The sequence below is a fragment of the Denitromonas halophila genome, assembly GCF_007625155.1.
Classification (GTDB): Bacteria; Pseudomonadota; Gammaproteobacteria; order Burkholderiales; family Rhodocyclaceae; genus Nitrogeniibacter; species Nitrogeniibacter halophilus.
Window position 1 is genome coordinate 104791 of the sequence record NZ_VMNK01000011.1, and the last position, 22197, is coordinate 126987.

16 protein-coding genes are annotated in these 22197 nt (G+C 62.7%); 11 read left to right on the forward strand and 5 right to left on the reverse strand.

Going from position 1 to position 22197, the window contains the following annotated elements:
• Positions 1 to 22: 22 nt before the first annotated feature.
• The 3 genes from FHP91_RS12625 to FHP91_RS12635 are packed head-to-tail and all read left to right on the forward strand — an operon-like array spanning position 23 to position 5456.
• Positions 23 to 1402 (forward strand): restriction endonuclease subunit S, encoded by a 1380-nt coding sequence (locus FHP91_RS12625; protein WP_144309932.1) that lies wholly within the window; start codon positions 23 to 25, stop codon positions 1400 to 1402.
• On the forward strand, positions 1399 to 2325 hold the full coding sequence (locus tag FHP91_RS12630; protein WP_144309933.1) for an FRG domain-containing protein: 927 nt from the start codon (positions 1399 to 1401) through the stop codon (positions 2323 to 2325). Before FHP91_RS12625 ends, FHP91_RS12630 begins: the two co-directional genes overlap by 4 nt.
• 11 nt (positions 2326 to 2336) lie before the next feature.
• Positions 2337 to 5456, forward strand: a complete 3120-nt coding sequence (locus tag FHP91_RS12635; protein WP_144309934.1) for a type I restriction endonuclease subunit R — start codon at positions 2337 to 2339, stop codon at positions 5454 to 5456.
• 210 nt (positions 5457 to 5666) lie between these two features.
• Here FHP91_RS12635 and FHP91_RS12640 read toward each other — a convergent pair whose 3' ends face one another.
• Positions 5667 to 8534 (reverse strand): adenosylcobalamin-dependent ribonucleoside-diphosphate reductase, encoded by a 2868-nt coding sequence (locus FHP91_RS12640; RefSeq protein WP_144309935.1) that lies wholly within the window; start codon positions 8532 to 8534, stop codon positions 5667 to 5669.
• A gap of 427 nt (positions 8535 to 8961) precedes the next feature.
• Between FHP91_RS12640 and FHP91_RS12645 the strand changes: the two genes are divergently transcribed.
• The 7 genes from FHP91_RS12645 (at position 8962) to FHP91_RS12675 (ending at position 16930) form a co-directional block, all read left to right on the forward strand.
• Positions 8962 to 10287, forward strand: a complete 1326-nt coding sequence (locus FHP91_RS12645) for an HD-GYP domain-containing protein (protein ID WP_144309936.1) — start codon at positions 8962 to 8964, stop codon at positions 10285 to 10287.
• Positions 10284 to 11774 (forward strand): PAS domain-containing protein, encoded by a 1491-nt coding sequence (locus FHP91_RS12650; RefSeq protein WP_144309937.1) that lies wholly within the window; start codon positions 10284 to 10286, stop codon positions 11772 to 11774. Before FHP91_RS12645 ends, FHP91_RS12650 begins: the two co-directional genes overlap by 4 nt.
• Before the next feature lie 88 nt (positions 11775 to 11862).
• Positions 11863 to 13668: an NAD(P)H-dependent oxidoreductase subunit E gene (locus FHP91_RS12655; RefSeq protein ID WP_144309938.1), complete on the forward strand. Its 1806-nt coding sequence runs from the start codon at positions 11863 to 11865 to the stop codon at positions 13666 to 13668.
• Positions 13665 to 14381 carry a 2Fe-2S iron-sulfur cluster-binding protein gene (locus tag FHP91_RS12660; RefSeq protein WP_144309939.1) on the forward strand — a complete coding sequence of 239 codons (717 nt, stop codon included), beginning with the start codon at positions 13665 to 13667 and terminating at the stop codon, positions 14379 to 14381. Before FHP91_RS12655 ends, FHP91_RS12660 begins: the two co-directional genes overlap by 4 nt.
• A 49-nt stretch (positions 14382 to 14430) precedes the next feature.
• Complete coding sequence (locus FHP91_RS12665; protein WP_144173369.1) at positions 14431 to 15006, forward strand: NADH-quinone oxidoreductase subunit B family protein; 576 nt, start codon at positions 14431 to 14433, stop codon at positions 15004 to 15006.
• Between the two features lie 8 nt (positions 15007 to 15014).
• The gene (locus tag FHP91_RS12670) at positions 15015 to 16481 is read left to right on the forward strand and encodes a Ni/Fe hydrogenase subunit alpha (protein ID WP_144309940.1); all 1467 of its coding nucleotides are present in this window, start codon (positions 15015 to 15017) and stop codon (positions 16479 to 16481) included.
• Positions 16478 to 16930 (forward strand): hydrogenase maturation protease, encoded by a 453-nt coding sequence (locus FHP91_RS12675; protein WP_186301538.1) that lies wholly within the window; start codon positions 16478 to 16480, stop codon positions 16928 to 16930. The genes FHP91_RS12670 and FHP91_RS12675 overlap by 4 nt, the downstream gene beginning before the upstream one ends.
• 9 nt (positions 16931 to 16939) lie before the next feature.
• Here FHP91_RS12675 and FHP91_RS12680 read toward each other — a convergent pair whose 3' ends face one another.
• The 3 genes from FHP91_RS12680 to FHP91_RS12690 all read right to left on the reverse strand — a co-directional run bounded on the left by FHP91_RS12680 (position 16940) and on the right by FHP91_RS12690 (position 20421).
• A complete protein-coding gene (locus FHP91_RS12680) occupies positions 16940 to 17788 on the reverse strand; it encodes an HDOD domain-containing protein (RefSeq protein WP_144309942.1) in 849 nt (282 codons plus the stop codon).
• Between the two features lie 56 nt (positions 17789 to 17844).
• Positions 17845 to 18765: a cation diffusion facilitator family transporter gene (locus FHP91_RS12685; protein ID WP_144309943.1), complete on the reverse strand. Its 921-nt coding sequence runs from the start codon at positions 18763 to 18765 to the stop codon at positions 17845 to 17847.
• 99 nt (positions 18766 to 18864) lie between these two features.
• A complete protein-coding gene (locus FHP91_RS12690) occupies positions 18865 to 20421 on the reverse strand; it encodes a hypothetical protein (protein WP_144309944.1) in 1557 nt (518 codons plus the stop codon).
• 131 nt (positions 20422 to 20552) lie between these two features.
• On the opposite strand from FHP91_RS12690, the gene FHP91_RS12695 reads away from it, so the two are divergent.
• A complete protein-coding gene (locus FHP91_RS12695; RefSeq protein WP_144309945.1) occupies positions 20553 to 21416 on the forward strand; it encodes an endonuclease/exonuclease/phosphatase family protein in 864 nt (287 codons plus the stop codon).
• Here FHP91_RS12695 and FHP91_RS12700 read toward each other — a convergent pair.
• Positions 21402 to 22193, reverse strand: a complete 792-nt coding sequence (locus FHP91_RS12700) for a DUF2189 domain-containing protein (RefSeq protein ID WP_144309946.1) — start codon at positions 22191 to 22193, stop codon at positions 21402 to 21404. The genes FHP91_RS12695 and FHP91_RS12700 overlap by 15 nt on opposite strands.
• Positions 22194 to 22197: the final 4 nt, after the last annotated feature.

A 22197-nucleotide genomic window follows, 5' to 3' on the forward strand; every position in this document is an offset into this window, starting at 1 on the left:
ACGACTCGCAAGGGAGGGGCGCATGAGATTCCCCGCCTATCCCAAGTACAGAGATAGCGGCGTCCAGTGGTTGGGGCGTGTGCCGGGGCATTGGGAGGTGAAGCGGCTGAAATTCTCGGCCACGATTAACGATGACGCCTTGCCGGAAACAACTGACCCGGATTTCGAGTTCTCCTATGTCGATATCGGCAGTGTGAGTCCGGGAGAAGGCATCACAAGCACCGAACCAATGATTTTCGAGAATGCTCCTTCAAGGGCACGACGCAAGGTCGCGCCTGGAGATTCCATTGTTTCCACCGTCAGGACCTACCTTCGAGCCATAGCCCCAATTCCAGAGATTTTCGACCCCCTTGTTGTGTCAACAGGGTTTGCGGTAATTCGCCCGAGGAAAGTGAGTTCAGCTTTTCTCGCATATGCGCTACGCGAGTCCTATTTCGTCGAAAGCATTGTCGCTCGTTCGACAGGCGTCAGTTACCCCGCGGTGAACGCATCGGAGATCGGCGACATAGCGATTCCGTTGCCTTCTGAAGATGAACAAACCACCATCGCCGATTTCCTCGACCGGGAGACGGGGCGGATCGATACGCTGGTGGCGAAGAAGCGCCGGCTGATCGCACTGCTCAAGGAGAAGCGCACCGCGCTCATCTCCCGCACCGTCACCCGCGGCCTGCCCGACGCCGCTGCCCGCGAGTTCGGCCTCCAGCCCCACACCCGCTTCAAGAGCTCCGGCATCGAATGGCTAGACGAGGTGCCGGCAGCGTGGGAGGCAAGGAAAGTTTGGATTGAACGAGTATCGAGAAATATTGAGCTACAAGATGGAAATCACGGTGAATTGCACCCGAAAGCAGAAGATTACGTGAGTGAAGGCATTCCTTTTGTCATGGCCAATCACATAGTCGATGGGAAGGTAGATTTTGACAGATGCAACTACATTGACAAGCAACAGGCAGATTCACTGAGGATTGGCTTTTCACTCAGGGGGGATGTGCTTCTTACTCACAAAGGAACGATTGGTCGTGTTGGGCTGGTCCAAGAGAGTGATTTTCCATATGTAATGTTGACCCCGCAGGTAACCTATTACCGGTGCTTAAGGGAAATACAAAATGTTTTTCTCTTTTGGTTTATGCAAAGCGATTTCTGGCAGGATCAATTGAGGTTGCTGGCGGGATTAGGATCAACAAGAGCGTACATTGGTTTGCTTGATCAAAAAAAGCTTTCATTCCTTATTCCGAATGAATTGGAGCAATCAGCCATCGTTACCTACCTCGACCGCGAAACCGCCAAGATCGACCGACTGGTGAAAAAGGTCGAGGCGGCCATTGCCCGTTTGCAGGAATACCGCACTGCCCTGATCACCGCCGCCGTGAGCGGCAAGATCGACGTTCGGGAGGCGGTGGTATGAACGAGTTCACCGTCGAGAACTTCGAGGACTACCTGACCACGGTTCGCGACAGCCTGGGTGTCGTGGAGAAGAATGGCAAGCGGGTGCGCCGGTATTTTCGCGGCCAGAGCAAGAGGGCCCTCGAAGGGTACGACCTCAAGCCTTCCATCGGCCGCTATGACCATCTGAGCGGCCTGCCGCCCGCGGAGCGCGACAGGCTGGAAAACGAGGTGCTGGAGACCTTCGGCAACCACCTCCTCACCTATGTGAATCACCTGCCGCGCAATGATTGGGAGGCGCTGGCTATCGCCCAACACCACGGCCTGCCCACCCGCTTCATGGACTGGACCACCAACCCGCTGGTGGCGCTCTACTTCGCCTGCCGCGATTCCAAAAAGAACAAGGATGGGAACCCGCTGGACAGCGCTGTGTACGTGCTGATCAGCGAACCGCCACGTTACAGCGAGTTGCGCCGACAGCAGAAGAACGGTGGCGCCAAAGTGGCGGAATCTGAGACCGCCATCGCAGTACCCGGCGATGAAGATGGCTACGAGGACTACGAGTTGGGTGAGGAGGGCGAGCCACCCGTGATCGAGGACGACGAGCTGGATACAGCGACCATTGCCAGACCTCGCACCCAGTCAGAAACCGTCAAGGAGGGTGAGCCGTCACCCTTCGACATCACCGGCAACGTCATCTACGACCCGCCGCATGTCTCGCCGCGCATCCGCGCCCAGGATGGCGTGCTGCTCGCCTGCCATCAACCGATGCAGCCGCTGGAGGAGAAGGACGTGCTGGAGATCGTGATCAGCCATGCGGCCCATGACGATATTCGCCGTCGGCTGGACCAGTACGGTGTCTTTGACAAACAGTTGTTCCCCGATCTCGACGGCATTGCCAAGTGGCTCAAGTATCGGGTGTTCGAGATCAACGGGATGACCTGACGGGAACCGCCATGACCCAGACCACCGAAAAGGCCTTCGAATCCTACGTGGCGCAGATGCTGCTGGCCAAGGGCTGGCAGCAAGGCGCCGTTAGTGGCTGGGACAAGGAACTGGCGCTCTTCCCGCAGGCGATCACTGATTTCATCGCCGAAACCCAGCCGCAGTTGTGGGAGGCGATGCGCGCTCAGCATGGGACACAGCTTGAGCCGATGCTGCTGGCGACGCTGGTGAAGGAGCTTGCCATCAAGGGCTCGCTGCATGTGCTGCGCCACGGCTTCAAGTTTTACGGCAAGACCTTTCGGCTGGCCTGGTTCAAGCCCGCCCATGGCCTCAACAAAGAGGTGTTGGCGCAATACCAAGCCAACCGCCTGACCGTGACCCGGCAGGTGCCTTGCCACCCGGGCGATCATTCGACGGTGGATCTGGTGTTCGCCGTCAATGGCCTGCCGGTGGCAACCTGCGAGCTGAAGAATCCCTGGACCGGGCAGAGCTGGCGCAACGCGGTGCGGCAGTACAAGGAGGACCGCAACCCGCGTGCGCCGTTGTTCGAGTTCAAGCAGCGGGCGCTGGTGCACTTTGCCGCCGATCCGGACGAAGTTCACATGACCACCCGGCTCGCCGGCGGCAAGACCTTCTTCCTGCCCTTCAATCGCGGCAGCCACCCCGGCGAGGTGCTGTGCGGCGCGGGCAATCCGCGGCACGCCTCCGGCTACCGCAGCGGCTATTTCTGGGAAGAAGTGCTGGAGCGGGAAAGCTTTCTCGACATCCTCGGCCACTTCGTCTTCGTCGAGAAGAAGGAAGAGAAGCTTGACGACGGCAAGGGCGGCATGCGCCTGGTGACCCGGGAGACGATGATCTTCCCCCGCTATCACCAGCTCGATGCCACCCGCAGGCTGATCGCTGCCGCCCGCGACGAGGGGCCGGGGCAGAACTACCTCATCCAGCATTCGGCGGGCAGCGGCAAGACCAACTCCATCTCCTGGCTGTCGCATCGACTCGCCAGCCTGCACGACGAGAGCGAGCACAAGGTCTTCGACTGCGTGATCGTGATCACCGACCGGCAGGTGCTCGACCGCCAGTTGCAAGACGCCATCTACCAGATCGAGCACGCCCAGGGGGTAGTCAAGGCGATCGACCAGGATTCGAAGCAACTGGCCGAAGCGCTGATAGACGGCACCAGGATCGTGGTCACCACGCTGCAGAAGTTTCCCTTCGTGCTGAGGGGGCTGCTCCACGCTGCAGGCGCTGAAAATGCTGACGAGCCGGACGAGGCGACCGAGAAGCAGGCAAAGGCCTGGGAAGCGCAGATCGGCAAGCGTCGCTACGCGGTGATCGTCGATGAAGCGCATTCATCCCAGACCGGCGAGACGGCGCGGGAGTTGAAGGCGATTCTCGGCACTGGCGCTGCCGACGGGGCAGGAGACGAAGCCGATCAGGAAGCCGACTGGGAGGACGGCCTTGCTACTGTGATGGCCTCGCGTGGCCGTCAGCCGAACCTGAGCTTCTTCGCCTATACCGCCACGCCCAAGGGCAAGACGCTGGAACTGTTCGGCCGCACCGGCCCCAGCGGCAAACCGGAGCCGTTTCACCTCTACAGCATGCGTCAGGCCATTGAGGAAGGGTTCATCCTGGACGTGCTGCAGAACTACACGACCTACAAGACCTACTTCAAGCTGGTCAAGGCAGTGGAGGAGGACCCCAATCTGCCGAAGAAGAAAGCAGCGCGGGCGCTCGCCAAGTTCCTGGTGATGCACCCGACCAACATCGGCCAGAAGATTGAGGTGATCGTCGAGCATTTCCGCAGCCATGTGCGCACTCACCTGGGCGGGCGTGCAAAGGCGATGGTGGTGACCAGTTCGCGCCTGCAGGCGGTGAAGTACATGGAGGCCTTCCAACGCTATATCGTGGAGAAGGGCTACGGCGACGTCCGCCCACTCGTGGCCTTCAGCGGTACGGTACGCGACCCGGAGTCCGGCCAGGAATACACGGAACCGGGCATGAACATCGATGTGGTCAGCGGCAAGCCGATCAGCGAGAAGCAACTGCCGGAGCGCTTCGCTTCACCGGACTACCAGGTGCTGCTGGTGGCCAACAAGTACCAGACCGGCTTCGACCAGCCGCTGTTGATGGCCATGTACGTGGACAAGCGGCTGGACGGCGTGCAGGCGGTGCAGACCCTGTCGCGCCTCAACCGCATGGTGCCGGGCAAGGAGACGCCCTTCGTGCTCGACTTCGTCAACGAGGCCGAGGACATCTACCGCGCCTTCAAGCCGTACTACGACGCCACCAGCCTGCAGGAAGGTTCCGACCCCGCTCAGCTCGAACAACTCAAGCACGAGCTCGACGCCTTTCAGGTCTACCACTGGAGCGAAGTGGAGGCCTTTGCCCACATCTTTTACCGGGCACCGGGAAAACAGAACCCGGCCGACCACGCCCATTTGCAGCGCCATCTGCAACCAGCGGTGGATCGCTACAAGGCGATGGAGGACGAGGAACGGCGCGGCGAATTTCGCGACAAGCTGAGCGGCTATGTGAAGGTGTACAGCTTCCTCAGCCAGATCATTCCCTATGGCGACGCGGACCTGGAGATGCTCTATAGCTATGGCCGCTTCTTGCTGCCGCTCCTGCCGTTGGCGCGCGATACCAGCGCCGTTAGGTTGGGCGATGAGGTCGGCCTACAGTACTACCGTCTTCAGCGGGTCTATTCTGGCGCCATTGAGCTGCGCGAGGGTGAAGCCGAGTACGGGGTCAAGAGCCCAACGGATATTGGCAGCGGCAGGGCCAAGGAGGACAAAGCCCCGCTGTCGGAAATCATCGAAGTGCTTAATGAGCGCTTCGGAACCAATTTTTCCGAGGAAGACCGGCTGTTCTTCGAGCAGATCAGGGAGAAGGCGACCAATAGCCCAGAGGTGGTTCGCCTCCGGCAGGCCAACCCCTTCGACAAGTTCCAGTTGGGCCTGCGCCAGATGCTGGAAGACTTGATGATTCAGCGTATGAGCGAGAACGACAAGATCGTTTCGCGCTACATGGATGACAAGGCGTTCGAAGATGCCGCATTTGCGGTGCTGTCCAAGGTTATATACGAGACGATCCCCGCTGAAGACGCGGTGGATTCTGTTCGCAATAGCTAACGAATCGAGTTCGCTCGACAGCTGTCATTCGAACGCAGGCTCTTGAACGGCTGCTTTGGCCGATGAGCCGACGTCCAACGATGACGAAGCGCATCGCATTGAAAACCGGTCACAAAACAGAAAAGGCCCAACTCCCCCAAGGAGTTGGGCCTTTCACCATCAGTCCAATGCGGCAGCAGTCTTCACCACCCACCGCATGCGAACCCTACCTCAACCGCAAGTCCCCACAGCCCCGCAGGCGGTGCAGAAGTCGCAGCCGTCCTTGCGGATCATGGAGTAGTTGCCGCATTCGGGGCACAGCGAGCCTTGCATGAGCTTGGGTTCGCTGTCGTCGCGCGGGGCTTCGAGCAGGCCCATTTCCTGGACCGGGTAGCCGCGCTCGTCGAGGACGCCGAGCATGGCGTAGCGGTGGATGATGAGCTGGCCGAGGTAGGCCACCGTCGAGGGGTAGTTCTGCTGCTTGCGCGAACCGGGCACGAAGGCCATGAAGTCGCCGAGCGGCTCGGGGTAGTTGAGCAGCTTGCGCAGTTTCATGCCGATCCAGGCCGGGTCCATGACGCGCATGTCGAGCGACAGGATGCGGCCGAGGCCGTCCAGGGCGCGCGGGTAGTTGCCCGACAGCCACATGGAGTAGGGGCGGGTGACGCCGTCGGGCAGGGTGATTTCCTTGATGCCGAGCACGAAGTCTTCGCCGGTGGCGGGGTTCTGGATGTCGACCGTCCAGGACAGCGTGCCGTCGGTGCCGGTTTTGGGCTCTTGCAGGCTGAACAGGGAGTCGAGCACCGGGGTGGGGCCTTCGACTTCAAGCGCACCGAGCTTTTCGCAGCGATAGCTCACTACCTGAGCGAAGGCGGCAACGGCGCCCGGCACCAGCTTTTTCTCGCCATGCGGGGGAAAGGCCATTTCGAAGGACTTCTCGCCGATGGTGCGCGAGAGGGTTTCGAGCTTGAGTTTGAGCCAGCCGCGGTCGTTGGTGCGCATGTCCATCGACAGCGTTTTGGCGACAGCACCGAGGCCGCGCGGTTGGTCGGCACCATTGACCCATACTTCGAACGGGAAGCTGCCCTTGCCGTTGTTTTCCATGTGGCCGACGAACAGACCGAACTCACCTTGCGGGGTGGACAGCATGTAGGTCCAGGCGGCGTTGCCGTCGGGCAGCTCGGGGCGACCCGGCCAGCGCAGGGACGACAGCACCGGGGCGGGCAGGCTCTTGATGGAGAGGCGCCGGTTGGCGTCGGTGATTTCGACGTCGTGCGGGGCTTTCTTTTCGCTGCTCGGGGTGACCGACAGGACGGAACCCAGCACCGAGTTGGGGCGATAGGTGGCCAGGCCTTTGAGGCCGGCTTTCCAGGCTTCGACATAGAGGTGTTCGAAGTCGGCGTAGGGGTAGTCGGCCGGCACGTTCACCGTCTTGGAGATGGAGGTGTCGATGTAGGGTGCGACCGCGGCGACCATGTCTTTGTGCGCTTTGGCGGAGATTTCCAGCGCGGTGACGAAGGCCTTGGGCAGCTTGTCGACATCGCCGCCGATGTGCTTGTACAGGCGCCATGCGTAGTCTTCGACGGCGTATTCCTTGAAGGTGCCGTCGGCCATCCGCTTGCGGCGGGTGTAGGTGTAGGAGAAGGGCGGCTCGATGCCGTTGGAGGCGTTGTCGGCAAAGGCGAGCGAAATGGTGCCGGTGGGGGCGATCGACAGCAGGTGCGAGTTGCGGATACCGTGCTTGCGGATCTCGTCCTTCACTTTGGTGGGCAGGCGCGAGGCGAAGTTGCCGCCCGACAGATACAGGTCGGCATTGAACAGCTTGAAGGCGCCGCGCTCCTTGGCCAGCTCGACCGAGGCCAGGTAGGCCTGATCGCGCATGAACTCGGAGATGCGGGTGGCCATGGCGCAGGCTTCGCGGGTGTCGTAGCGCAGGCCGAGCATGGCCAGGGTGTTGCCCAGACCGGTAAAGCCGAGACCAACGCGGCGCTTGGACTGGGCTTCTTCATGCTGCTGCTGGAGCGGCCAGTGGGTGGCTTCGAGCACGTTGTCGAGCATGCGGGTGGAGATGGCCACGACTTTGCCGAAGCCGTCGAAGTCGAACTCGGCCTTGTCAGTCAGTGCGTTGTTGACGAAGGGCGTGAGGTTGATCGAACCCAGGCAGCAGCAGCCGTAGGGCGGCAGCGGCTGTTCGGCGCAGGGGTTGGTGGCCTCGATGGTTTCGCAGTAGTACAGGTTGTTGTCGCGATTGATGCGGTCGAGGAACAGGATGCCCGGCTCGGCGTGGTCGTAGGTCGAGCGCATGACCTGTTCCCACAGCACGCGGGCGCGCACCTTGCGGTACACCCACTGGCCGTCTTCGCGCTGGTAGGCGCCGGCTTCCTTGATCTCTTCGGTCGGCTCGGCCTTGTGCGCCAGTTCCACGTCGCCGTCGGCTTCGACGGCTTTCATGAAGTCGTCGGTCACGCCGAGCGAGATGTTGAAGTTGGTCAGGTCGCCTTCATCCTTGGCGTGGATGAATTCTTCGATGTCCGGGTGGTCGCAGCGCAGCACGCCCATCTGGGCGCCGCGGCGGGCACCAGCGGACTCGACCGTCTCGCAGGAGCGGTCAAACACGCGCATGTAGGACACGGGGCCCGAGGCGTTGGACTGCGTGCCCTTCACCAGCGCGCCCTTGGGGCGAATGCTGGAGAAGTCGTAGCCCACACCGCCACCGCGGCGCATGGTTTCGGCAGCCTGGGCCAGCGCGGTGTAGATGCCGGGGCGGCCATCGACGGACTCGGTGACCGAGTCGCCCACCGGCTGCACGAAGCAGTTGATGAGTGTGGCTTGCAGGTTGGTGCCGGCGGCGGAGTTGATGCGCCCGGCCGGGATGAAGCCTTTTTCCTGGGCTTCGTAGAACTTGGCTTCCCAGTGGCCGCGTTTTTCTTCGGTCTCGATGCTGGCGAGCGCGCGGGCCACGCGGCGGCGAACCGCCTCGACGCTCTGCTCGTCGCCCTTGGCGTATTTTTCAATCAGCACTTCACCGGAAATCTCTTGCGCGATAAGCGTGGATGCGTCGGCGACGGCTTTTTTTGGTGTGGAGGTAGCCTTGCTCATGTTGTTGTCTCTTCCCTCAAAGCGTGTTCGTGTCACGGTTAAAACGGCGTTCAGAATAACCGGAAGTTTCCGTAAACGCAAAGAATAAAAAATTCAATAAAAACAGTGACTTGATGTTTTCTGTTGTGCGTTAAATCTTTTGTCACATACTACATGTAGTAGTCCATGCGGCGCGCTTGTGCAAGGCAAAATCAATAAAAATCAGGCGTTTGGCGGGATGCCTTGATGTCGGCGTACAGCTTTTTTCGTGTGTTTCAGCCGATATGTCGGTGCCTTGTCGGCGGGCATCACAAAAATGCCGAATGTGAGTTTGCGCGGCTCAAGAATCGGCGGCACGGGTCGTTAAGGTCCGCAGAGGGCGATTCGTGTGTTTGTCGTGAACGCGCCGTCGCTCATTTTTTTGTTCGTCACAGACCGATCAATAAGAATGGCTCCTGAAGAACTGACAAAGGACGAAGCGGTTTCATACGTCAATGCCGACGCACTCAGCATTGGTCTATTTGTGTTTGTCGATTTGCCATGGTTCCGACACCCTTTTGCGTTTGATCGATTCAAGATCAAGACCGAAGGGCAGATCGCGCAGTTGCGTGAGCTGGGTGTCGAGCGGTTCCGGTTTGATCCCGCGCGCAGCGATGTGCCCGCGCCGGCATCGAGTGCTTCGTCCGATTCCATGCCACCGGCTGTTGCCGATGTCCCGGACGCGTCGGTACCGGACCCAGACGAAGCCGCCCGTCAGCGACGCCGCGAGCGACACGCCGCACGGCGGATGCGCATGGCTCGTGTTGATCGCGCATTTCTACAGACGGGCCGGACGGTACGCGAGGCCAACCGGAATCTGATTGCCCGACCCGCAGAGAGCCTGGCGGCGCTGAACGAAGTGTTTGGCGAGATGGCGTCGACACTGCTGGCCGCGCCGGAAATCACCATTCATGCCATGGCGGATCGCATTGGCGGCGAAGAAACCTATAGCCACGAATTGAACACCGCGGTCATGAGTCTGTTGCTGGCGCGTCAGCTCGACGTGCCGGGTGAGCAAATGCAGCTGCTTGGCCTTGGCGCCATGTTGCACGATATTGGCTTGGCGGAGATTCCGGATCGTGTGGCCAAAAAGCGCGATGCACTGACCCATGCGGAAGTCGAGTTGCGCAAGCTGCACTGCGAATACGGGGTCAAACGCGGCCACCAGATCGGCCTTCCGCCCGCGGTGCTGGCGGTGATTGGGCAACACCACGAGGCGTGGGACGGCAGTGGCTATCCCAAAGGCGTGAGCGCGGATCGTATTCACCCGCTGGCGCGCATGGTGGCCTTGGTCAACGAGTACGACGACCTGTGCAATCCGGCTGACGTCCAGCGTGTTTTGACGCCCTACGAGGCCTTGTCCATTCTGTTCACTCAGCGGCGTGGCCGTTTTGAGGGGCGCGTGCTGCAAGCACTCGTACGGCAGCTCGGGGTGTATCCGCCGGGCACGGTCGTTGCGCTGTCAGATGACCGCCTCGGCATGGTGGTGTCAGTCAATTCAAAAGCGCCTTTGCGCCCGGGGGTGATGCTGTATCAACCCGACATGCCCAAGGACGAGGCGGGTTTGCTGAATTTGTCGCAAGTGCCCGAGATCAACATTGCCAAGGCGATGCGCCCCGGCGATCTGCCACGGGCGGTGCACGACTACCTCAGCCCGCGAACCCGAATTGCCTATTTCTTTGATACGGAAGTCGATATCGACGCGGATAGCACGAGCCTTCAGGAGGTCGCATGAATCGATCTGATGCCGACCTGATGCTCAGCGCCAGTTCGGATATGTTGTTGGTGATCAACGCGCAAACCCTGACGGTAAGAAGCGCCAATCGTGCCGCAGCGGCGCGTCTTGGTTACTCGGTGAAGGCGCTGGCCGGCACACCGATCATTGCGCTGGCCCGAGGGTTGGCGGATGTATGTTTCTGGAACGAGGTGCAGGCCGGTGGCGCCGGCAAACTGACCGATGCCGAAGGCCTGTATCAATGTGCTGACGGAAGTTCATTGGCTGTGGTGCAGAGCATCGCGCGCGCCGAGGACGCATTGGTTGTCCGGGCCCGTGAGGTCGATGCCGCACCGAACATCGATGCGCCCTTCGGCGACTCAAACGCTCAGCTGCGGGCAATTCTCGAGGCGAGCGCTGACGGCATTCTGATGCTTGACCGAGCCGGTGGCGTCGTCGGCATGAATCAGCGGCTGGCGCGCTTGTGGCCGATTTCCGAGCAGTTGCTGCACGAACAGGATGACGCCGCCCTGCTCAAAGCCATGTGCGCTGCCATGAAAGACGACGGCTTGCGCCTCGGCGGACGCTTCGGTCAGTGCGATTCGTCGGACGAGACCTTCGATGTGTTCACGCTTAAGGATGGCCGCAGCTTTGAATGCGTTTCGCGTCCGGCGCGTCATCGCCATCAGGTGATTGGTCGCGTGTTCTGCTTTTCCGACGCCACCTCTCGTCAACGGGCGGCGAGCGAACTGGTGCTGGCGCGGGATGCGGCCGAGGCGGCCAATCGCGCCAAGAGCGAATTTCTGGCGATGATGTCGCATGAAATCCGGACCCCGATGAACGGCATCATTGGCATGGCCAGCTTGCTCGAAGCGACAACGCTCGACGCCGAGCAGCGCACCTGCGTCGATACCGTGCGCAGCAGTGGCGAGGCCTTGCTGGCGATCATCGATGACATTCTGGATTACGCCAAGATCGACGCACGCAAGCTGACCCTCACCGAAGCTCCGTTCTCGGTGCGCGACATGTTCGAGGTGCTGGGTCGGCTGTTTGCCAGCCAGGAGCGTGATGCCGGGGTGGTATTTGAGTACTCGGTGAGCGATGAGGTGCCCAGACGGCTGGTCGGAGATCTCGGGCGTTTGCGCCAGATTCTGATCAACCTGATTGGCAACGCCTTCAAGTTCACCCCGACCGGCAAGATCTCGGTGACTGCGGGCCGCGCCCCGTCAATGCTCGGCGATCACGTCGGGACTTTCCGTCTGGCGGTAGACGTGAGCGACACCGGCATCGGTATCGCACCCAGCGATCAGCGTCTGATCTTTACGCCGTTCTCACAGGTCGACATGTCCTCAACCCGGCCGCAGGGCGGCACCGGACTCGGACTGCCCATTTGTCGCATGCTGTGCGAGTTGATGAACGGTCAGATCGAAGTGGATAGTGTGGTCGGCAAGGGGGCCCGTTTTTCCTTCAGCGTCTGCCTCAAACAAGAAGCACCTGTGTCTGATTGACCCTTGAGTGCCCGGTTTTGCGCGGGGTCAACGAATGTCATGGCGCTGGGGTGCACCATGAAGTCTACGATGTCGCGAGGATTTTTTTATGGCCTTGGGAGCGTGGGCTCAGCGCGTCGACGAAACGCTGACGCGATTCGGCAGACGACCTGAGTACCTCCTGCAGATGCTGATCGCACTGCAGGAACATGAAAACTGGTTGCCACCGGAGGCGCTCACCGCCCTGGCCGCGGCCCTGGATCTGCCGCGCGCCCGCGTGGAGGGGGTTGTCGGCTTTTACAGCTTTCTGCATGCCGAGCCCGTCGGACAGTACCGTTTGCTGTTCTCCGACAACATCATCGATCGCATGTGCGGCAGCGAAGCCTTGATGGCGCGGCTGTGCCATAGCCTGTGGCTGGCGCCGGGGCAGGTGTCCGAAGACGGATTGGCCAGTGTCGATGTCACCTCGTGCACCGGCCTGGGCGATCAGGGGCCGGCGATGCTGGTCAATGGCCGCGCGATCGCCGCACTGAACGAAGACCGCATCGACATCATTTGCGAGCTCATCCGTCAGAAGCTTGCCCTCGACGCCTGGCCCGTCGAGCTGTTCCAGTTCGAAAACACAATTCAGCAGCGCGATGCGTTGCTGTCCTGTACGGCACTGCCGGGCGATGCCTTGCGGGCGGCTATCGCGATGGGGCGTGACGCGTGGTTGAGTCAGATGCAGGCCTCGCGTTTGCGCGGGCGCGGTGGGGCGGGCTTTACGACGGCGGTCAAATGGCTGGCCTGCCGCGACGCGCCCACGGTGGAAAAGATCGTGGTGTGCAACGCCGATGAAGGCGAGCCCGGCACCTTCAAGGATCGTGTGTTGCTTGATGCGCATGCCGATCTCGTGTTCGAAGGCATGACGCTGGCGGCGTGGGCCGTGGGCGCGCGGCGCGGCTTTCTGTACTTGCGTGGCGAATATCTCAATCTGCGCCCGGCGCTTGAAGCCACACTCGCCCGGCGACGTGCTGAGGGTTGGCTGGGTGCGTCAATTGGCGGCGTGGCCGGATTCGACTTCGATATCGAAATTCACCTCGGCGCGGGCGCCTATGTCTGCGGCGAAGAAACCGCCTTGCTCGAATCGCTCGAAGGCAAGCGCGGCACGCCGCGCATCCGCCCGCCGTTCCCGGTCACGCACGGCTATCTTGGCCTGCCGACCGTGGTGAACAACGTCGAGACGCTGGCCAAATGCTGCCTGATCGCGCTGCACGGCGGTGCCGCGTTTGCGGCCACCGGCACGGCGCAATCGGCGGGCACCAAGCTGCTGTCGGTGTCGGGCGATTGCGCGCGGCCGGGCATCTACGAATTCCCCTTTGGCGTGACGGTGCGTCAGGTGCTCGACGCCTGTGGCGCGAGCGATACGCTGGCGGTGCAGGTGGGTGGCGCGGCTGGCATCACCTTGGCACCCTACGAGTTCGGTCGCCGTGTGGCCTTTGAAGATGTACCCACCGCCGGTGCCTTCATGGTATTCAACGACACCCGCGACATGTTCGAGGTGGCGCACAACTTCGTGCGCTTCTTTGCGCATGAGTCCTGTGGCTTCTGTACGCCGTGCCGGGTGGGCACGTCCTTGCTCGCGGGCACGCTGGACAAGCTCGCCGAGGGCAAGGGCAGCCCGGCCGACCTGCTCGAAATCGAAGACCTCGACCGCTTGCTCAAGCAGGCCAGCCACTGCGGCCTGGGCAGCGCGGCGCCCAATCCGGTGATCGACGGCCTGCAGAAGTTTCGGCCGGCGTATGAGCGCCATCTGATGCATGCTGACTTTTCGCCCGCGTTTGATCTCGATGGTGCGCTGCGCCGTGCGCGGCAGATTACTGGTCGCGATGACGCCGGCGCGCATTTGCCGCAACAACCGGAGGCGAGCCGATGAGCCGGTCGACCTTTCTGCTGGACGGCCAGAGCGTGCCTTTCGACGACGGCCAGATGATTCTCGAAGCCGCACGGGCGGCGGGGCGCTACATCCCGCACCTGTGCTGGCACCCGGACTTTCCGCCGCATGGCAGCTGCAAGCTGTGCGTGGTCAAGGTGGCCGGCCGGCATGTGTCGGCCTGTGCCACGCCAGCGCGCGCCGGGGCGGAAGTTGAAAGCGATACGCCGGAAATCAACACCGAGCGGCGCACCTTGCTGCAGATGCTGTTTGTCGAAGGCAATCATTTCTGCCCGGCCTGCGAAAAGAGCGGCGACTGCCAGCTCCAGGCTATGGCCTACGATCTGGAAATGACCACGCCGCGGTTTCGTCATTTCTTTCCGGATCGGCCGGTCGACGCCTCGCACCCGGAGGTCTTGCTCGACTTCAATCGCTGCATCTATTGCGAGCTGTGCGTGCGCGCCTCGCGCGAGCAGGACGGCAAAGCGGTGTTTGCGCTGACCGGACGGGGGATCAACAAGAAGCTCGCGGTCAATGCCGAATCCGGGCGCCTGGCCGATACCGACTTTGCGGCCGACGACAAGGCCGCCCGCATCTGCCCGGTGGGCGTCATTCTCAAGAAGCGGGTGGGGTTTGCCGTGCCGATCGGCGAACGCACCTATGATCGCGCGCCGCTGCACGAGGTGGCTTTGCCGAAGTCGGAGGGCGACACATGAGCGCGCTCGCCCGGCCGCCCGAAAGGCGCGCGAACCTCCCCTGGGGAGGATGTCGCGTCAGCGGAAGGAGGCCTGTCCTGTGAGTCCCTCGCGCAAGCTCCGTGTGGCCACGGTGTCGCTGGCCGGCTGCTTCGGCTGTCACATGTCGCTGCTGGATATCGACGAGCATGTGTTCGCGCTGCTCGACAAGGTCGAGCTCGACCGCTCGCCGCTCACCGATCTCAAGACCTGCGGCCCCTGTGATATCGGTCTGGTCGAAGGCGGGGTGTGCAACTCGGAGAATGTGCACGTGCTGCGCGAGTTCCGGGCGCAGTGCAAAACCCTGGTCGCCATGGGCGCTTGCGCGATCAATGGCGGCCTGCCAGCGCAGCGCAACCACCTGGATGTCGGTCAGTGTTTGAGTGCGGTGTTTCAGTCCCGCCCCGGTATGGACACCGCCGAGGTGCCCGATGATCCCGAGTTGCCGCTGCCGCTGGACAAGGTGCATCCGATTCACGAGGTGGTGCGGGTCGATTACTTTCTGCCCGGCTGCCCGCCTTCGGGGGAAGCCATCTGGCAGTTCATCTCCGATCTGCTGGCCGGACGCACCCCGCGGGTGAGCTATCCGCTGCTGCATTTTGATTGAGAATGCCGATGTCGTCTGATCTCGAAACCGCTGCCAATCGCGACATTCTGCGCCGGGTCGCCATTGATCCCATCTCTCGGGTCGAAGGCCACGGTAAGGTCACACTATTGCTCGATGAGGCCGGCAAGGTGCACGAAGCGCGGCTGCATATTGTCGAATTCCGTGGTTTTGAAGCCTTCATCGAAGGCCGGCCGTACTGGGAGATTCCGGTCATCGTGCAGCGCCTGTGCGGCATCTGTCCGGTCAGCCATCATCTGGCGGCTGCCAAGGCGCTCGACTACGTGGTCGGCGCCGTGCCGGTGACGGCCACCGCCGACAAGATGCGCCGGCTGATGCATTACGGTCAGATCCTGCAAAGCCATGCGCTGCATTTTTTTCATCTGGCCTCGCCCGATCTGTTGTTCGGTTTCGATGCTCCGGTCGCTCAGCGCAATATCGCCGGCGTGATCGCCGCGCATCCCGACATCGCCCGCCAGGGCGTGGGCTTGCGTCGTTTCGGCCAGCAGGTGATCGCGGCGACGGCGGGCAAACGCATTCACGGCACGGCGGCGGTGCCGGGCGGCATCAATCGGCATCTGTCCGCGACCGATCGCGACGCGCTAACGGCCGAGGCCGACACCATGGTGGCGTGGTCGCAAGCCGCCGTGGCCTTGGTTCGCCGTCTGCATGAGGCCGATCCGGCGCTGTATGACCGCTTTGGCTGCGTGCCCTCGTCGCTGATGAGTCTGGTGCGGGCCGATGGCGCGATGGAGCTTTACGACGGGCAGTTGCGCCTGCGCAGCGCCGATGGCGAGATCTTGCGCGACGCGGTGCCGAGCCACGACTACATGGACTTCATCACCGAAGCGGTCAAGCCGTGGAGCTACATGAAGTTTCCGTATGTGACTGATCTCGGGCCTGAAGCGGGCTGGTACAAGGTGGGCCCGCTGGCGCGGGTGCAGAATTGCGATTTCATCCCGACACCGCTGGCCGAAGCCGAGCGACGGGCCTTCCGCGCCTACAGCGGCGGCGCGATCCAGCATGCGTCGCTGGCCTACCACTGGGCGCGCATGATCGAAATGCTGCATGCGGCGGAGGTGATCCGCGACTTGCTGCCCGACCCGGATCTGACCGGTGGCGAGCGCATGGCGGCGGGGCCGCGAGCGGCCTCGGGTGTGGGCGTGATCGAAGCGCCGCGGGGCACCTTGATTCATCACTACTGGGTTGGCGACGACGACCTGGTGCGCTGGTGCAATCTGATCGTCTCGACCACCCACAACAACGAAGCGATGAACCGCACGGTGCGCGAAGTGGCGCGGCGCGAGCTCAGCGGCCAGACACTCACCGAAGGCTTGCTCAACCACATCGAAGTGGCGATCCGGGCCTACGACCCCTGCCTGTCTTGCGCAACCCATGCGCTCGGCAAGATGCCGCTGGAGGTTCGCCTGCTTGATGCCGATGGCGCCTGCGTGGACCAGAAGGTGCGAAACGGGTGAGTCGGATCGTGGTGCTCGCCGCCGGTAACGATGCCCGCGGTGATGACGGCATCGGGCCGTCTCTGGCGGCGCGCCTGAGCGCGCTCGAACTCCCCGGTGTGACGGTGATTGATGCCTTTCAGTTTCAGGTTGAAAACGCGTTGGATCTGGATGGCGCCGACGCTGTGCTGTTCATCGACGCACACCTCAGTCAGATCGAAGATGTGATGCTCGCACCCGTTGCGCCCGCGGCGGCGGTGGCGGTGCAGTCACATGCCTTGTCGCCGGCCGAAGTGCTGCGCGTGCGCGAGCAGATTGGCGCGGCGCTGCCGCCAAGCTGGCTGCTGAGTGTGCGGGGAGAGGACTTCAGCCTGGGCGCTGCGCTCAGTGCGGCAGGGGCGCAACGGCTTGAGGTAGCGTGGCGTGCTCTGCGCGGCTGGCTGGCCGAGCGGCTTGGTGGCGTGAATTAGTGGCGTGAATTAGTGCCGTGAAAAGAACAGTGCGGTGACCGCGGCGAGATTGAGCTCGGCCTCTTCGCGGATTTCGCCCATCAGGTTGGGCGCCAGGTCGAGGTGGGTCCAGATGGCGGAGTCGACGCGGGTGGCGGCGTCTTCGCTCGACAATCCGCGCCGGTCGGCGTCGGCGACGCGGTTGGCCAGCGACAGAATGGCGGCTTCAAAATTGTGGGCGCCTGCGGTACAGGGCGTGTGCTGACCGCCCACCGCCGAGGCAAAGCCCAGCGGCAGTTGCCAGCTGTCGAGCAGCGCGCAGCCGACTTCGGCGTAATCGGCACCGATCAGGCGGCGTTCGATGGTGTGCAGCGGCTGCTCGGTGGCATCGGCCTCGTTTTGCGCGCGTTCGGCCAGCTCCGGTACGGTGAGATACATCACCAGATGACCCATGTCGGCCAGCAGGCCGATGACGAACATGCGCTCGGCGTCAAGCAGCGAGCAGTGGCGGCCAATCACCCGCGCCGCCAGACCACGCAAAACACTGAGCCGCCAGAACAGCCGCATGTTCATGCGTTCGGCGTGGACGCCGTCGAAGGCTTCGCTGACCGCTGTGGCGAGCACCAGATCATGGACCTGTTGCATGCCGAGTAACTGGACGGCGCGCATGACGCTGTCGATCTGACCCGAAAAGCCGTACAGCGAACTGTTGACGACTTGCAGGATGCGCCCGGTGATCACCCCGTCGTGAGTGACCAGACGCGCGACCTCGTTGAGCGAGCCCTCGGGCGATTCGAGTTCGGCGCGAATACGGTGATAGACCGCCGGCAAACTCTTGAGGCGATCCACCGAAGCGACGATTTCCAGGGCACTGTGCATGAGGCGTCTTGTGAGGCAGGTCTTGCCTATTCTATCGGTTCGCGGCGAGGCGATCTTTAGGCGTCACCGCGCTTTCGCTTGAAAACAATGGGCTCGGTGCGTGGCACCTCAGGCTGAAGCGTGGCATGTTCGATCCCGAATTGCGAGGCCAAGGCGGTTTGCAGGCGGGGCAGGACGGCAGGCCAGTCGGTGAGCGAGGTGATCACCACATGCGCTGAAAGCGCGACCCGGCCGGCGCCCAGGCTCCAGATATGCAGGTCATGCACCGACACAATGCCATCGACCGCCGCCATGCTTCGCCCCACCTCGGGCAGCGAGAGCGACTCGGGCACGCCTTCGAGCAGGGTGGTGAACACCTGTCGCAGCAGGCTCAGCGTGGAGGCGAGGATCAGCCCGCAGATCAGCACCGACAGGAGCGGATCGATCGGCATCCAGCCGGTGAATTGAATGATGAGGCCGGCGGCCAGTGCGGCGACCGAGCCGAGCAGGTCGCCCATCACATGCAAAAGCGCCGCACGGGTGTTCAGGTCGTTACCGCCGCGGCTGAGCAGCCAGGCCGCGGCGATGTTGATGATCAGGCCGATCAGTGCGACAACGGTGACGGTGCCGCCGGCCACCGTTTGCGGGGTCAGCAGGCGCTCTACCGCATGCCAGACGATGGCCGCCACGACGGCAATCATCAGCAGGCCATTGATCAGCGCCGCCAGCGCTTCCATGCGCCCCAGGCCGTAGCTCAGGCGCTGGCTGGGCGGGCGTTGTGCCAGACGTGCGGCGACGGCCGCCAGGCCCAACGCGAAGCTGTCGGTCAGCATGTGGCCGGCGTCGCCCAGCAGCGCGAGTGAGCTCGCCCACCAGCCGGCAAGTGCTTCGACAAACGAGAAGCCGAGCGTCAGCCCGAGCGCGAGCAGCAGGGCCGCGCTGCTGGCGGCCTGGCCGTGATGGTGCCCGTGAGTGTGGCCGTGGCCGTGATCGTGCATGGTCGGAGGCGATTGGCCGAAAAAGGCGCGTGTGTGTTGGATCGATGGATTGTCGGGGATTCGCCCGCTGTCGACAAGCCGACGCGGCGACGGTAAGGATTACGTGTCGCCGCGGGAGAGCGGAATGATCTCGACGCCCGAGAGCTTTTCAAGCGGCACACCGGTTTTGAGGGTGAGTTGCTGACCGTGTTGCTGAAGGGTGATGCGGGTGCCCGGCGGGACTTCTCCGATCGGCGCCAGCAGCCCCGGTCGGGCGCCCAGGGACGGCATTTTGGGCAGCAGGAGCACCGGCACATGCGGGCGCAGCTGGAGCCCGCTGGCGGGCAGGATGACATGCGTGGAGATGCTGGAAGCGGAGAGGATTTCGAGCCCGATGTCGAATTCGTTTTCCTTGCGGCTGACCATGCGGCGGGTAACGCCGATCAGCACCGACGCGCGTTCATGGGGGCGTAGCGCAATGATTTCGCCGACCTGCACGTATTGCGCCTGGCCGCGCAGATAGCGCAAGCCGAAGCCGCCGGGGCTCTCGTCGAGAATGCCCCATTCGCTGGTTCGGTCTGCCAGATTGGCGAGCGCGCCGGAAAGCTGCGGCTCACCGCTACGGCGGTGCAGTGCCGTGCCGGCGACGAAGGGGCGAATGGCGGCAAAGCCGGCGACCAGATCCGCCCGTGGCAGAAATCGGGTTCGACCATGGCTGCGCGAGCGCGGGTTGGCCCAGTGGTCGTGCAGCGTTTCGAGCATGGCCACATAGCGCTGCTGACGCGCTGCGATTGGCAGGCCGAGTCGCGCGGGCACGACGCCCAGGCGCAGGCCGTCGATCTGGCCTTGCAGTTTGGCGAGCATTTCACGGCAGTCGAGCAGGCATTGGGTGCGCTGCAGCGGCGCCCGGTAGCGGGTCAAGGCGATCGGTGGATGGGTGCCGTCGGTGAGCACATACAGCCCTTGCGCCTGCGCCTGCAGCGCTTCGGCGTCGTCGCCGGCGAGCATGAAACGCGTATGGCGCACATGGCGCTGCAAGTAGAAGCGCACACGGTCGAGATCGCCCAGCGCGATGGCGGTCGGATCGGCCGCCGACAGCAGGATCGCTTGAGCGTAGTGATCGGCAGTGGACAGCGCGAGGCCACCGGTGTTGGGGCGTTCATTGGCGAAGCCGTGCTGTAGGGCGAGCTTGTGGAAGGCGTACAGGTGCCGCCAACTTGAGGAGTTACCGATGGCGTAGGCGCGGTGCGTGAGCGAGAGCCGGTGCGCGGCCAGCAGTGTGCCGCGCTCGATGGCGATGCGCAGTGGCCGGGTGACGGTAAATCGAATCCAGCGCCTGGATAGCTGTTCCGCGAGATCGAGATACGCCTGTGCCAGCAGCTTGAGGACGCCCAGCGTAGCGATGAGCGGGTTGTGGATGCGCCGCGACAGGGGCAGCGACGCCATGTTCAGCTGCGCTTCGATTTCACTGCTCAGGCGCAAGGCGGCGTCGTCGACCAGTTCAAGCATCTTGAGCCGGACGCGGACCTTGGTGTCGGCGTCGAGCAGGGCCTTGAGCCGCGTGCCGAGCATGCGCGCGCGTGTCAGGGGCAGGCGCGGCGGCAACTGACCGATCCAGTGCTCAAGCTCGGCCAGCGGGTCGGCATGGGCCGGCCCGCCATTGCGTGGCGGGGTCATCCACACACGGCCGTTCCATCGCAGGAAAGGGGGTATTTGCATCAGAAGGGCGTCAGCGGCAAGCTGGGCGGGTAGGGTATCTTGATTTCGATGAGCCGTGATTCTGTCATGGCCGCTGTGGGAAAAACGTGATGCGCGTCATTAGTTGGAACATCCAGTGGGGGCGGGGCGCTGATGGGGTGGTGAATCTGTCACGAATCATCGACATAATCGGTGCGCTTGGCCCGGCCGACGTCATTTGTTTGCAGGAGGTCGCGACAGGCTTCGATGGCTTGCCTGGCGGCACGGGAGAGGACGGGCTGTCGGTTTTGTCGACTGCGTTTGACGAGTACGTCGCCATTCATGGACCGGCAGTCGATATGCCACGGGGCGATGGGCGGCGCCGCACGTTTGGCAATCTGTTGCTGTCTCGCTTGCCGGTGGCGGCGGTGTATCGTCATCTGCTCCCGTCTCCACCCGAGCGCGGTGTGATGAGTATGTCGCGTGGCTGTATCGAAGCGGTGGTGATGAGCGCTCAGGGTGTGCCTGTCCGGGTGTTGACCACGCACCTTGAGTACTACGCCCCGGGCCAGCGTCTGGCGCAGGCGCGGTGGTTGCACGCGCGTCAGGCGGTGGTCGCAAGGCTTGCCGGTTTTCCGCCACTCGAACGTGAAAAGGCCGGGCCTTTTGCGCGCCCCGAGATGCCGGTGGCGGCGGTGTTGTGTGGGGATTTCAATTGTGAGCCAGATACACTCGACTGGCAGGCGATTGTCGATGTGCGCGATAGCGAATCACCTTGGTGCGACGCGTGGCGGCTTCGGCATGGCGATACCCCGCATCCGCCCAGCGTGGGCTTGCACGGGGCCGACTGGCCGGATCGGCCGTATTGCTGCGACTACATGTTCGTGTCGCGACCGCTGGCCGCGGCGGTGAGCGACGTGTTTTACGACGCGGTCACCGACGCTTCGGATCACCAGCCGGTAGTGATCGATCTGGATCTGTCACTGCTCGTTTAGGGGTTCGATCAGATCGCGATAGGCGTGCCACGTGGCGTGGCCGACTACCGGCATCAAGACCGCCAGACCGAGGTGGAAGGTCATGAAACCAATCAAGGTGGCGCTGACGATGGCGAGCGCCCACATGATCATTGCGGCCGGGTTTCGCGCGAGCGCACCGACGCTCGCGAGCATCGCGGAGATGGCGTCCTGGTCGCGGTCCAGCATCAACGGAATCGAGACCACGCTGACCGCGAAGGTGAGGGTGGCGAAAATCATGCCGACGGCGAAGTAAACCATCAGGAATTCGATGTTTTCCAGGCTGATCAGCTGCTGCAGGAAGCCAGTCAGGTTGGGCATTTCGTTGGTGTAGAAGAGCGCAAAGATGACCAGCGAGGCGCGCGCCCAGACCAGGAACAGCACACCAAGGACGACGGCGAAAATGCCGATGTTGCCGGCATTGCGTCGCCACACCATCATGGTGGGCATGAGTGAGCAGGTCTCGCCTTTTTCGCGGCGGCGGCTGATTTCGTACAGGCCCATGGACAGGAAGGGGCCGAGAAGGAGGAAGCCGGAGGTCAGGCCGGAGGTGTACTCATAGGCATGCTCGAAAACAAAGGTGATCAGCAAGCCCATGGCCGCGAAGCAGAATCCGTAGAACAGACTCGGGATCGGGCAGGAGACGAGGTCGTTCCAGCCTTTTGCGAACCAACGGATCGGCGAGCCCGCCTTGACGTCGCGAATGCCTGGAAAGGGAGGATGCCCCGAGTCTTCTTTTTTTTCGTCCGGCTGCTGCATGTTG

Coding starts and splice junctions, on each gene's coding strand:
- FHP91_RS12625 (WP_144309932.1), top strand. CDS start 23: ATGAGATTCCCCGCCTATCCCAAGTACAGAGATAGCGGCGTCCAGTGG.
- FHP91_RS12630 (WP_144309933.1), top strand. CDS start 1,399: ATGAACGAGTTCACCGTCGAGAACTTCGAGGACTACCTGACCACGGTT.
- FHP91_RS12635 (WP_144309934.1), top strand. CDS start 2,337: ATGACCCAGACCACCGAAAAGGCCTTCGAATCCTACGTGGCGCAGATG.
- FHP91_RS12640 (WP_144309935.1), bottom strand. CDS start 8,534: ATGAGCAAGGCTACCTCCACACCAAAAAAAGCCGTCGCCGACGCATCC.
- FHP91_RS12645 (WP_144309936.1), top strand. CDS start 8,962: ATGGCTCCTGAAGAACTGACAAAGGACGAAGCGGTTTCATACGTCAAT.
- FHP91_RS12650 (WP_144309937.1), top strand. CDS start 10,284: ATGAATCGATCTGATGCCGACCTGATGCTCAGCGCCAGTTCGGATATG.
- FHP91_RS12655 (WP_144309938.1), top strand. CDS start 11,863: ATGGCCTTGGGAGCGTGGGCTCAGCGCGTCGACGAAACGCTGACGCGA.
- FHP91_RS12660 (WP_144309939.1), top strand. CDS start 13,665: ATGAGCCGGTCGACCTTTCTGCTGGACGGCCAGAGCGTGCCTTTCGAC.
- FHP91_RS12665 (WP_144173369.1), top strand. CDS start 14,431: ATGTCGCGTCAGCGGAAGGAGGCCTGTCCTGTGAGTCCCTCGCGCAAG.
- FHP91_RS12670 (WP_144309940.1), top strand. CDS start 15,015: ATGTCGTCTGATCTCGAAACCGCTGCCAATCGCGACATTCTGCGCCGG.
- FHP91_RS12680 (WP_144309942.1), bottom strand. CDS start 17,788: ATGCACAGTGCCCTGGAAATCGTCGCTTCGGTGGATCGCCTCAAGAGT.
- FHP91_RS12685 (WP_144309943.1), bottom strand. CDS start 18,765: ATGCACGATCACGGCCACGGCCACACTCACGGGCACCATCACGGCCAG.
- FHP91_RS12690 (WP_144309944.1), bottom strand. CDS start 20,421: ATGACCCCGCCACGCAATGGCGGGCCGGCCCATGCCGACCCGCTGGCC.
- FHP91_RS12695 (WP_144309945.1), top strand. CDS start 20,553: ATGCGCGTCATTAGTTGGAACATCCAGTGGGGGCGGGGCGCTGATGGG.
- FHP91_RS12700 (WP_144309946.1), bottom strand. CDS start 22,193: ATGCAGCAGCCGGACGAAAAAAAAGAAGACTCGGGGCATCCTCCCTTT.